2 protein-coding genes are annotated in these 14,357 nt (G+C 43.8%); both read right to left on the bottom strand.

Annotated features, from left to right (window positions below):
* Positions 1 to 2,775, bottom strand: a 2,775-nt coding sequence (gene rtxA, locus LG003_RS21385) for an MARTX multifunctional-autoprocessing repeats-in-toxin holotoxin RtxA (RefSeq protein ID WP_262981595.1), incomplete at its 3' end; no start/stop codon positions are given.
* 809 nt (positions 2,776 to 3,584) lie between these two features.
* A partial coding sequence (gene rtxA / locus LG003_RS21390; RefSeq protein WP_262981596.1) for an MARTX multifunctional-autoprocessing repeats-in-toxin holotoxin RtxA occupies positions 3,585 to 14,357 on the bottom strand: 10,773 nt, incomplete at its 5' end.

Consider the following 14,357-nt stretch of genomic DNA (forward strand, 5'->3'; position numbering starts at 1 on the left):
CGCCGCCAGGGTCATGCCATTACCCACTTTCGTGGCGATATTGCCCTTTGCCAGCATCAGCGCAACACTGGTGCCATCCCCAATATGAGTAAACACATTGCCTGCGGCTACCATCAAGGCCAGCGCATTACCGTCACCCACTTTAGTAAAGATGTTCGCTGCGCCTCCCATTAACGCCCATGCATCCCCTTTGCCGACATGGGTAAACAGGTTGCCCGCGCCAATCATGGCCGCAATTGATGTCCCCTCCCCGACTTTGGTGAAGATGTTCCCTGCCGCAGCCATCACGCCCAGTGTCAAACCGTCACCAACATGGGTCAACACGTTGCCAACGCCAAACAGGATGCCGGTCGTGTCACCCTTTCCGACTTTGGTCAAGATATTCGCGCCACCCAGCATCACGCTCGTGGTATTGCCGTCACCGATATGCGTAAGGACGTTCGCACCACCGCCCATGACCGCCAGCGCATTGCCTTTCCCTTTTTTGGTGAGAATATTGGCGCCGCCCAACGCAATGGCGGTGGTGTTGGCGGTTTCAGTCTCATCACTGAGATGGGTGATAATATTGGCGCCACCGAACATACCGGTAACCAGATCTCCCGCACCGAGCTTAGTTAGTACGTTAGCGCCACCTAAAAGTACAGAAGAGATATCCCCTGCTCCGGCCTGAGTGATGACGTTAAAACCGCCCGCTCCGGACCAGTTCCCATTGCCATTACCTATTTGGGTATGAGTGTTGTACCCGCCCAACATCAACACCCGGCTGTTACCGTTGCCTTTGTGGATCGAGATATTGCCATAGGACAGAAGATGAGCCAGATATCGTCCATCCCCGATCCGCACAAGAACATTTGCTGCGCCGCCGGCATAAATATCCATTTCTCCATGCAGGCTTTGGTGCACCAAGACATTGGCTAAGCCCGCACCACGGAACGATAGATTGCCCTCTTCACCGTTTTTCACAATGACGTTAGCACCACCGCCCCCTTCAAAATACGTATTACCGAATGTTGAACTGTGCAGAATAATGTTAGCCGCCCCCGCTCCTGCGAAATTAATATTACCGTGCGTCACATTGGATGTAATAACGTTTCCACCACCAGCACCGATGAAATAAATATTACCGGAACTATCACCACCATTCTTTGATGATTTGATAAGATCTTGCTCAGAATAACCTTCAAGATCCGTCAAGCAATCAGCAACATCATCTGATATATTTAAATCATAATGAAGTTGGCTTAACGTATAACCAGCCCCAATTGATCGATAACCGCGAGGATAGGAAAAACTTTCATCCGCTAAACGGCCAGTATGGTCACCTTTTTTATACCAAGATTTTGCAATATATTTCAGCTTTCCTGTTTCATAATCATTCGCCAACTTAACCTCAACCACTTTGGTATAAGGTTCCAGAAATATTGCATATACATAAGTATCAGGTTGCTCATTTGATTTAACCGGAGAGACATCAATTTTCAGCCCATTAGAAGAGATCGCGTATCCTCCCATTTTGGCACTACCCAGTGTGACATTTTTCGCTTCAATGTTAGTACCATAGGAATAATTCACCCATTTATCGGTTAATAATTCCTCCTCAACGCCCTGTATTGTGGTTTCTTGTCGATATACAAAATTAATATCAGCAAGCGTAATAGCACCTTCCCTTTTAACGGGGATAAATCCATTATTTACGTTGATATTTTCTTTAGCAATATCCTTAAGATGATTACCTTCCTTATACCAAGAAGTGGCATAATAACGGAGCTTACCGGTATCAGGATTATTTTGCAGCCGCACAGAAACAACTTTAGTATTAACATTATTGGCAATGGCAAAGAGATAAGTATCAGGCTCTACAGAGGATTTAACTGCTTTAACTTGCTGAGATTGTTGAATCCAGAATCCCTCCATTGTTGCTGATGTCATAACAATATCTTTAGCCTGAGCAAATTCTATTTCATTTTTCGTACCTGCTCGGGTAATTTCGTTATAAGCTCCTGCACCAGTAAAATGAATATTACCGTGGGCAACATCAGAATAGAGTTTGTTATAACCACCCGCACCTTCAAGAGTAATATTACCCTGTGTCTGTTCATATCCATCTTCACTATGACGTATACGTTCAATGCGATTCGCTGCCCCCGCACCACGCAAGATAACGTTACCTTCTCTACCCTTACGTACAATATGATTATCAGCACCAACACCATTCAAAATGACGTCACCGCTTTCTATCCGCGAATCGATACTATTTGCAGCGCCTGCGCCGTTAAATGTTACATCTCCTTGAGTACCCTCATAATGACTAAACCAGGTACGGTCAATTTTATTAGCTGCTCCTGCACCAGCAAAATAGATATTTCCCTGATCAATTTCATGCCATAATTCATTGTATCCACCAGCCCCTTTAAAACTTGTATCTCCAGATAAACCTTTACGAACCAGTTTGTTATAGCCAGCAGCACCCGAATAATTTAAATTTCCCGTCTCACCGGTGTGATCAATAAAAGCCGCACCGGACGCACCAGAAAATGACAGGCCGCCATTTCCCGTTTTACGAATACCGGTATAACCTGAGGCTCCCTTTACCGAAAGTTCACCATTCGTATGATATACATCGACCTTTAATGAACCAACAGTAACATCATCATTTCCGCCATAAGCATAAACTTCACCACCAACACCAATAGCAGTAATACTGTTACCGTCATTATCGTCATAATATTTCCCAGTAAAAAAGTACTCTGTACTTCTATTTGATGATTTCCCCATCAATAGTCCTTTAATTTATTATTGAAGTTAAGCAGAAAACCACTGCACCTAACAGATAGGGCAGTTATTTTGAATATTCAATCTCTCACAAAACAGTAAAATCTTCTGATTTTTAATAGCAAAAATTTAAATAAAGAAAAAAACCGCTATTAAAATTAACATCAGCTATTATTTTTACGAATTTATCAGACATACTTTTTTCCAAAAGTAATTTATTAATAAAACGGATATAACAAGGAAAACACTAAGTTCAGAAAAGTTTCAATTTGATGCATTTATACCCGTCATCTTTCAAGTTGCCTCTTTGTTGGCTGCACTCACTCACCCCGGTCACATAGTTATCTATGCTCCCGGGGATTCGCTCCCTTGCCGCCGCGATGCATCTTGAAATCCATAGGGTATATAAACACCTTAAAACAAATCCATCGAATGAGATAAATAAAAAATTCAAAAAGATCGTTAACGCAGATATTTTTTCCACGATAATATTGAAAATACAGATAAGATAATAAAGTAACGACTAAGCTAAGATATAAAATTTCATCAATTACGATCAATTATTTTATTCCATTTCCATAAATAACCACACAGATTATAACTATTAAAACAATATAAGTAAATGAGATAATAATATCCTACTTTTTTAGTCAGGAAATAATAATGATAAATAAAATTCATCAATAAAAATAACCATAGGTCAGTGAATAACCTATAATATAATGAACATTCGTTATTCAGCAGTAAAAAATGGCTCACTCATTCTGTGAGCCATTTTTATTACTCATTCTACTTTTATTCTAGAGACTTAATTACGCAAATTGCGCCTTGCCAATAGTGATATCTGACCACGCCGTTGTAATGGCAATTTTCGCCTTACTGTCCAGATTTTCAATAAAACCATTATCACCCGCTGTCGGCGCAAAACTGCTCATTGACTGGATCAAAGTATCAACCGCATTATCCGATAGCGCCGTAAACTCACGCTCTCTCGATGCATTCTTATCTCCCATCTGCGCCACCAGTTTGGCACGATTACCACTAAAGTAATTGCTAAAAGTGACCGAACCTATTGATTCAAATGCCCCCTGAGCAGTTTTATCCTCAGTATGGCGGTTTACTGATAATACCAGATCATATCCGCTACGCTGGAACCACAGGTTTTGCCAGTCAATGCCGTCAAAGACAATCATATCTTCTGCATTGATATCATCAACCTGACTGTCAATCACCTTACCACTGACCACAAAGCTATCTACACCCGCACCACCCTGGAAACGGTTCTGATAACCGCCTAACACCAGCAGATCCTGACCATCACCACCATCAAACTGACTAAACTTCGAAATAGTGGCCGCTATCAGATGGTCGTCACCTTCTCCACCATTAATCACCGCATGGTAGCCCATCAGTTTAATCACATCGTTACCGGTGTTGCCGTCAATTCGGTTATCATTACCAAATACTCTGGCAAAATCATGGCCTGCACCCAATTCAACCCGGTTGTTATTACCAATAGTCACAGCATAATCTTGATCTTCTCCGGTATCCACCCGGTTGTAGTTGCCTGAAGTAACAACGTAATCCTGGCCTTTATCGGTATTAATTAAGCCACCTTCGCCAAAGACAAACGTCTGGTCATTACCTTCGCCCATGAACACATGGTTAATACGTCCGGCTACCACCGCGGTATCATCACCACTACCGCCAAACATCCAGTTCTCACGTCCCATCAGGACGCCCAGATCATTGCCTGCACCGCCTGCAAAGATGTTGGAAGTGCCGATTGAATAATAAACATCATCCCCGCGACCACCCCAGAAGTTGTTGTTATCGCCCAAATAGGCGCCAAGATCTTTACCATCACCGCCCCAGTTGAAGTTGTAGTTACCCAACGATACATGGATATCGCTATCCCCTTGCAGATGACCGCTGTTACGCAAGAAATCAAACGTTTTCTGCTCCATATTGAGCAGATCTGCGGTTAGATTTCCTTTTAAATTGGTCACTAATGACTTCATCTCTTCTTGCTTATCTTTACTGAACATCGTCGCAAATAAGTTAGGCAAATTCAGCGAATGAAAACCAAGTGCACGCTCTGGTTTGGTGCTCTCCGTCCCTATAGTCGCTGACATGCTGCTCTGCGCTTTTTCATTTTCATCGGGCTCTTTCTGTTTCAGGCCATGACTCTCAGCAAAGGATTTAATGCCATCCGTCCCCATATTGAGGTGAGATTTCAGGCCGTCTAGCAATTGATCTGGATCAGTGAAAACTTTCAGTTGTTCACCACCGAATTTTCCAATGACTTCAATCATCTCTTTTAGAATAGCCACACCATCCACTGGCTCGTCTCCACGGGAGACAATACGACCATCCGCAGTGTAATCTACATCAAAGATATCCGCTAAAGTGGTATCTGCATTCACACTGGCTAACCGGCCAAGCAATTTGTTCTTAAGCTGGCGGGGCAAATCCTGCGGATTATAGGTAAACGTTGTCTTCGCTATACCAGTTGTCGAGTATTGTTGAGTCATTAAACTGAACAACGAACCCAGGTTAGTATCGAGAATCGACTGGATATTATCACCGAACATAAAGTTCCAGTTGCCCGTGGTCACTTGAATATCCGCCCCCTGTCCCCCTACTGCAAAGTTAAATGCCAGTTTCTCATTGGCCTGACGGAATTTATCTGCACGGCTCATTTTACCCATATCAACGCTGTTGCCATTATTACTTAGCCACTGGTTGAATTGCTTATTCAGCGCTGCTTCCGTATCACTTTTCAGACCACGGCTACTACGCTCATGTTGAGAACCCAAATCAACCAGCGTCTTATAGTCAACGCTGCTGGTTTGGTCCAAACCAGACATATCCTGAACAAATTTTTTCGCACCAGCGATTGTCCATTGCTGATCTTGCGCCGCTAGCCAGTCCTGCTCTTCACCAGAATGAGCAATGCTTTGCAACACACCGGAAATACGGGCCGCACCATCAAATGGATTAACCAACGGCGGCGTTGGCAAGGATTTATCCATCATCACAATCAGGTCATTACTACGGCCTTTATTGAAACTGACGTTACGATTGCCAATAAACATTTGTGCCCCTTCAAGCGCCTGATAACCGGCAATATCGAAGCTGTGTTGACTGTCGCCATTGCCAATGTGCACCATCACATTATTATCTCCGAAGGCCAACGACTTAAAGCCACCGGTACCCACTTTGATGCCAACGTTCGATGTTCCCCAATTGAGCGCACTAAATTCACCATTCCCCACATTTACCTGAATATTACCCGAGTAACTTAGCTGGTTATTCGATATATGGCTTGAATCGGTTTCAATTTTATTTTTGCGCTTCTCTGGTGCGGTGAAAATATCTGTATTATCCACAATTGCACCTTTGGCTAGCGTATCTGCATCCGCTATACCGACACGAGAAAGATTGATATCGCTTTCAGCAATATTGCGACGCACTCGCTCTGAACGAGTTTCAAGTTCACCTTTTTCATTCCAACTCAAGACGACTTTGTTATCAGTCAGGTTATTGATCCATTGATTATTTTCATTTTGGGTAAATTTACGGCCAGTCACATCAACGGCAACTTCACTACGACGAGCCGAAACAGTTGTGTGAATATCTTGCCCTTTTAAGGCGGTGATGAAGTGACGGGCAAAGCCATCTCGTTTGTCATCATTAATCAGCGAACAACCCACGATGCTAATGTGGTCTGGTTTACCCGCTGGACCAAAGCTCTGAGTGAATTGTTTGAGTTTTATTGCCAGTTCATCGGTACTGTAACCACTCAGACGCGTGTTATTCCGCTCGGATTCGCTACGACCATGCCCCACAATCTGCCAGCGTAACTTGTCTGATGGTGTAAATTTAGATGAATCACCATAGACAACGCGGTATTTCCCCTCAGAATCAAGTTGAACAACTACGCTGGAATCCGGGTGCTTACTCGCCAGATTAGCCGCTGCTTTGGCTGTTACAGGATCATCCTCCATCTGGATAATCATTTGACCATCAAAGCGGGTCCCTCGACCATCGGTTTGTGGCATTACCTCTACTGTTTGCCAGAGCTCAACGGGCTTATGAACTAACTCTACCGCTGATGTGGCTTGCAAACTATTAAGCAATTGAATGCGCGGCACATTGGCAACATCGTCATAACGCTTGCGCAAGCTAATATCATCCGCCTGAGCTATGAAACGGTTATTTGCATCCACTTTAAGGGCCGGCAAACCGAGACGATGAGTCATGCCAGGTACAAAATGATCAATACCTTCATGGGATTGCAGATGAGCATCACCATAAATGGCAACAAATTTCTCTCCCTCAGCTAATTGTCCCAACCGCCCAACCGCCACATTATTAGCTGCACCAGCACGATACATCAGGCCATGTTGTGATCCCTCTATTGCCGGACGAGTCGTGCTGTTGTCATCCAATGCAATAATTTTGATCCCTTTACTTTTAGCCTGCGCAAATAAGTCAACAGGCAAATGTTTGGTCTCAATCATAGCGGCCAGTTCAGCGGGCATATCTCCACCTGCCAAGAACTTATCTATCAACGGCTGAGCCAAATCCGAACGCAAATGCTCCAATCCAATAACCGTCACGCCATGAGCTTTCAACGCATCCATCTGCTCATTGACAAAACGCAATCCATTAAGATCTGAACCATGACTCTCACCGATCAGCAACCCTTGGCGATCCTTAAGCAGCACCGATAACTGGTTATTCAGATCTACCCCGTCACTAAGCTGACGGTTGAGTTGTGTCAGGGCGTCTGAGGAATATTGTTTGTCCCAAGCCGCGACATCTGTTTGACGGGAGCTGTGATATATCGCTTCTATCTGTGCCAACCTACCTCGCTCCAACTGAACCAAGTAGGCAGGATTAGCAAACCGATTAAGTAAAATCGCTTCGTGTGAACCAGCAAAATTTGGATCCGCTTGTTTAGCGACTTCCTTAAGGAAATAGACCGCCATCTTCACATCTTCAGATCCCGTCATATCCAGCAGCTCATTATAACTATAGCCGAGATGAACCCGCTTATTCTGCTCATCAATCCGGGCATGAGTCAGTAATCCTTTATCTTGAGCTCGACTCAGGCATTGTTTGAAATCATCAAACTGATCACCTAAATCCACATGGAATTTAGGATTAAAAGCGAGATCGGCGGGAATTTCCCCCTGATATCCTAACTTAGCAGCAAGATAAGGATCTTCCTTCACCCAACGCACCATCAGATCTGTCAGTCCTGATGTATCACCACGAACTTCATTGCGGGCAATCTGGTAGATCCGTAATGCCATCTCAGGTCGAGTTTGAGCTATCTCCAGCAACGGGCTACGCACCTCCTGTAATGCACCGCTAAACATAATATCCCCCAGTTGCGTCTGTACGTTGCTCAAGGCGGTATTACGTTTGGAATCAGGATGTGCATCAAGGTAACGGGTAATACGTTGATATAGTTCGAAGCCTGCGGCTAACTGCTCGTTTCCAGTCAGGTTATGAATGCGGTCAAGTTCGTCCAGAATTGCCTGATAAGAAGGACCTATCGGTTTAGCAAAAACTTTGGCCTCTTTACGCAAACCATCCTTGGTAATAAGTTCATTCAATAATGGAGTGCTATCATTCTCCATGACGACTGTTTCTAATGCCTTATTTTTGCCAGATAACGCAGTTAAATCTTCCACAGGAGAGTGGTTTTGTTTTTTCGCTATTGTTTCAAGCTGAGCTTCCTGAAGTGCCTGAGCATAGTTAAACAACTCAGTTGGCGTCCAGGTACCAAACTTTGGTAGCCACTTATGGCCGACAAGTTTATCTGCACCCCCTGCTTTTAATACTCTGGCAACAATGCTTGAACAGTTATTCGTCAGCAATTGATAATGCTTATTAGGGTCGCTACTGATTTTATTCCATTCCGTCTGCATTGCCGCCACATCCAGACCTTCAAGGTTAATGCGGAATACGCGCCCTTGATCGGCTTCGCTAATTTTAAATTCCCGAGTATTCTCCAATTCTCGCTCTTTAAATTCACGAATGACATTAGCAACACGTTTTTCTGCCAGTTGAGGGTCTTGTACATTTTTATCGGCTTGATATCGCAATTCTTCCGCAAAAAGTCTGCCAACATCGGCCATCTCATATTGATGATCATTCCACATTTCAACAAATGGCTGGTATATCTGCTCAGGAATGTCGGCTGATTGCAACAACGTAGGATTTGCCAATACCATCATAGCAAAGCCTTCAGTAACATCTTTGAAGGTTATATCTATCCCTCGTGCCAATTGCAGCTTTTCAATGAAACGTTGTAATTTACGATCACCATCTTTCAGGCCGAACTTATCATGCTCTTCAAAGGCGACATCTGCTTCAAGAGTTTTATGGTTCAACGACGGCCACCAACTGACATAATTTTTCTCATTGATAGCACCTGCGTCGTCAGTATTAATATGCGCACGTCCCTGACCAATTTGCATGGCGACGTGACCCAATTCGCTATGATCGCTCGGTTTCCAAACAAACAGTGTGGCACTTATCGGAGATAAATGTTGCTCAATCGCTTGATGGATTTTTCTTAAACCAGAGACATCAATGCCTTTACCATCCATCGATAAATCACTGGCTTTCAGATTCGAGAAGACGGCATCTGAAACATCTTGACCATATTCTTTAATAACCGCTGCTTTGACTTGCTCGACCGCTTTATCAAAATTCTCTGCTTTCTGGTCAATATAAATATTTGCCTTACCCCGAGTGACAAAATCGCCATTTTCATCAACATAAAAGTGTTTTGAATCCTTGAGATTCGCACTGTCAAGCTTATCGTACAGACTACTGAAATCGCCTTGCTCTGGGATTCTCACTGTGGATTCAGCGAGCACCATCGACTCTTCAAAGCGCGTGTCAATTTGAGACAATAAGTCCTTCATTGCTGGTACACGACCTGAGTCAGGATGACCTAAGAGATATCCTTCAACCTGTTGGCGCAAATCGGATAATTTTCCAATCACATCCAATTCATAGTCTTTTCTTCCTTGTCGAGCATGGTGATAACTCTCTAATGCATCAATCACTTTTTGGTAACTGTCACCACGAATTTTACCTGCAACAGATGCGGCTTGCTGGAACTCACTCACCAACATCAATTTTGGTACGGGTTTCCAGATGCCATTCACTTTCTCAGTAAGAATTCGAGTATGTCCTTGATGATGAGATATAATCCGATCTTCAATGAAATATAGCTCATCAGGTAACTGTGCATAATTGTCGTAATTAGCAAGAATAAAACGTTCAACTGCTTTAAGCAGATTATTGCTGGTGGTATTTTTTACAATAATTCTCTTAAATTCATTGCCATTACCTGGCCACGAACGCACCTCAAATCCTTCACCACTCTTTTTCACTAATATGTTACGTTCTGTACGTAATCCATAAAACGGTAATGCTTGATTTAGCATCGTGTCGACAGCACTGAGCTTAATATCGAGATCAACAACGGTATCGGCTTTATAGCCGCCGGGGTTAGCTAACAGCCGTTTTTTCTGTTCTTCAATAGTCAAAGCATCAAACCGCGCCTGCACAGCAATACCCGCCTCTGTTAATTTGCGGCCAATCGACTCGGTAGGCAACCCTTTATATTCACTTGCCGGCTTATCCAACAATCGAATATCACCGACTAATCCTTCACGTTGTAGTTTACGCAATACAGGTAATTCAACATTCCAGAAATAGTTGCCAAGACGTAATCCCCCCTCAGAGATCAAATAAACATCACCACGTGATCCCGCGGTATAGATGGAACTCCAGAAACCGGTGTTGCTATACGTAGCAGCATCAATTGCCGATCTTAGCGCTTTATGTTCACTATTTTCAGGATCGGCGAGGTACATAATTCCCCAACGCATGAGTTGCTGATTGAGTTGAATCGCAAAAGCGTTTCCCTGCACATCAACATCGTAAACAATTTTCTTACCATCCGGTTGAGCGGCCTCAAGAACATCTCGATGCCTTCTAAAACTCTTCCCGGACCAGAATGAAACAATACTTTTGTCATCGCGGGCAGGTTCAAAGCTATAGCCATAACTGTCTAGTTTTGTAATAAACTCAACTCGTTTATCCCAGTCATAATCTAGTGTGGCGTCAACAAATAGTTTCGCTAAAGACGTGATTTCATTTTCAGGTACTTTATTTTTGGCATTGGGATTCTTGAGATGCCGTTCAACAAAAGTCACTATCCGTTGCCTGGTTTTATCAGAAATATCTGCATTAACACGCTTAAATCCGGGAACAGGAATATATTCGTCCGACATATTATCGTTACCATTATCAAGCCAACGGTAGATATGGGCGATTTTTTGTGCACGACTGAGTACGGAAGAATCGACTGCCCTCTTCTTGCTGCCACCCAATCCTTCCAGATTAATACCAGAAATTATCGGCGCTTTTCTAACGAGTTCACGCGTCTCATGTGAAAGAGGAACTACAATGCTGTCAGATTGTGTTTCAACAGACCGAGGAATAAACGAAACACCCGTATTTTTTGCACGAATTCCCGCGTTGATCTGCAACCGGCTAACAGCTTGTTTAGCACTCTCCAACGCTTGCAATTCTTCTTCGGTCAGTCCTTGATAATATCTGTTTCTCGCTTCTGGCATCGATTCAGGATCAATATGGCTGCCAGTTTCTCCCGCCCCCGTTGACTCATAGGCTTTTTCTCCTGACAAGCCACTGCCACTTGCACCAATACGAGCAGGTTTGGAGTCACTCAGTTTCGCCCCTTTAGCATCAGTTTGGGTCTGAGCCGCTTTACTTTCCGCCGCTACAGTATCACGCTTACCACGGCTTTCTGCATTCTGATACGCAATATTGGCGTTATCCTTCGCCTTTTCTGCCTGCTGCTGTTGTGAAAGTGCTTCTTCTTTTCTCTGATCTGCTTTGAATTGTGCGTCTACACCATCAAGAATCGCCTTATCTCGATTTTGTTTACCTTTTTCGGCGCCTGCTTCTGATAGCACCACAGCATCTTTTACTTTTTGCTGTGTATCAATAGTATCCCGATGTATCTCTGCCAGCCGTTTTTCTAATGTCGGACGGATATCATCCAATCGTTTCTGGATGTCCTCAGAAATTCCACCCGCGTAGTCGAGATAATGGTTATCCAACTCACGACTACCATCAGTTTCATCTTTAAATTGTTTAAATTTGTCAGCGATTAAAGTCAGTTCTTCAGTCACTGCCTGAGCTTCTTCTTTTATCGCATCACTCTGCACTTGCCCATTCTGGTTAAGCGCTTCCTGATCCGTTGATTCCAATTGAGATTTCGATTTTTCAACCGCTGCCAGTTGTTTCTCTTTTTCTTGTTCCAGAAGCTGACGATCTTTTTCGGCTTTTTCTTTATCACTTAACGCATTTTTAGCCGCCTGATCTTGCCTAGCATATTCAGTAACACTATTGGCTGGCAATGTACCTACAGATTTTGCAACAACGTTATCCAAGATATAACCAATACCATTATTATCGCCGATACCTTTAAATTCGATACGGTTAGTACCTGCTTTAGCGATTAATTCCAGTGTTTCACTTTGCCATGCCGTATCACCATTAGTAATGGTAAATTTACTTTCACCATTCCAAATAACTTCCATGCCTTCATTAGGCATAATATTATTTGCACGTTTTGCAAAATCAAAGCTTAATGAAATGACTTCACCTTCAAACCGGTTTTTCAGATCCTGGTAAATAGTAGTACTGACATCCACATCAAGTTCACTAACCCGTGAGCCATGACCTACGTTATCAAGGCCGTAAGCACTTGCCTCATGATATGCTTCAACACCATTGGTTGATTGCCAACTTTGATCACCGCGTTCAAAATCACCATTCAAAATCAATGACATCTCAGATTTTACAACGACATTATCTAAGATATAGCCTAACCCATCATTCTGGCCCGTACCTTTAAACTCAATTCGGTTAGTACCTTCTTGTGCGGTTAATTGTAAGGCCTTATTTTGCCACTCAACTTCGTTGCCAGAGGTTGTGAAGATACTTTTACCATTCCATATCACATCCATACCTTCGCCTGAAGCAAGACCTGAACGTTTTGCAAAGTCAAAGCTCAGTGAAACCACTTCTCCTTCCGACAGATTTTGCAACTCCTGCGAAAGCGTGGTGTTAACATTCACATCAAGTTCACTGACTCGTTTTCCATGACCAGCATTATTAAGGCCGTAAGCACTCGCCACATGGTATGCCTCAACACCATTAGTGGACTGCCAACCTTGATTACCTTGTTCAAAATTACCATTGACGATCAGATTTTCGTTCCGATCTGATACCGATCGCGTTTTTCGATTCAACGAACTGGCTAAAGAATTTTCTATTGAGTCAATATTAGGTACTTCTACCGCTGTTACAGCACCATTGAGACGATTGTTTAAGTCCGAACCAACTTGATTAATTTCATCCATCTTAAAACCATCAATGGAGGAAACTTCCGCTAAATTTATCGCGCCTCTGCCTTTATGGGTGCCCGATGTGTTAGCTTCATCCCCATGCACCAGATAGTTAATCGCCTGGCTGCCACCCACACCGAGTACAGTTTGTTTGATATTGTTGAAGAAAGAGGTAAGTTTGTTGCTTTCTGTATTACTCGATGCCACAGCCAAGCTGTAAAAATCACCATCACCAATCTTAATCGCCACGTTGTTGCGCGCATAAGAGGCATTAACATATAAGCCATGACCAACTTGAATATTGGCATTACCTAAGCCTTTCATTACCGCAACATTGAGGCCATCCCCAACTTTGGTATTGACGTTATATTTCCCCCACGCCACGTCAACCGAAATACCATCCCCCACATGGGTATTAATGTTAGCGTCACCATGAGCAGCGGTGACATTTAAACCATTGCCCACTGTCGTCGTGACGTTAGCTTTCCCTTTTGCTGCCGTAATCTGCATACCGTCACCCACTTTGGTGACGACATTGCCTTCACTCCATAAGGCATTAAAACTGTCTCCTTTACCCACCTGAGTGACAATGTTAGCCTTACCTTTCGCCAGCACCACATTACGCCCGTCACCGACTTTAGTGATCACGTTGGCTTTGCCCCAGGCACCAGTGTAATCGTCACCGTTACCCACATGGGTAATGATGTTGGCATCGCCCTGAACCACCGTGACTTCTTGCCCATTACCCACTTTGGTAACAATGTTCGCTTGACCTTTCGCGAAGTTGTAACGGTCGCCATTTCCCACCTGAGTCAGGATATTCGCTTCACCCCAGACCGCATTCACCCCGGTGCCATCCCCAACTTTGGTGATAAGATTGGCTTTACCTTTGGCAAACCCCACTGTCGTGCCCTCGCCAACATGGGTCATCACGTTACCGACATCGGAAATAAGCAAGCCGACTGTCGTCCCCTTTCCTACTTTGGTCAGAATATTGCCTTTACCAAGCAAAACAGCCGCCGTCGTTGAGTTGCCCACGTGGGTAATAACGTTTGCTTTCGCCGCCGCAACCACCCCCATAAAATCATCACCCACTTTGGTAACGATATT

This window comes from Photorhabdus kleinii, assembly GCF_025384885.1.
Classification (GTDB): domain Bacteria; phylum Pseudomonadota; class Gammaproteobacteria; order Enterobacterales; family Enterobacteriaceae; genus Photorhabdus; species Photorhabdus kayaii.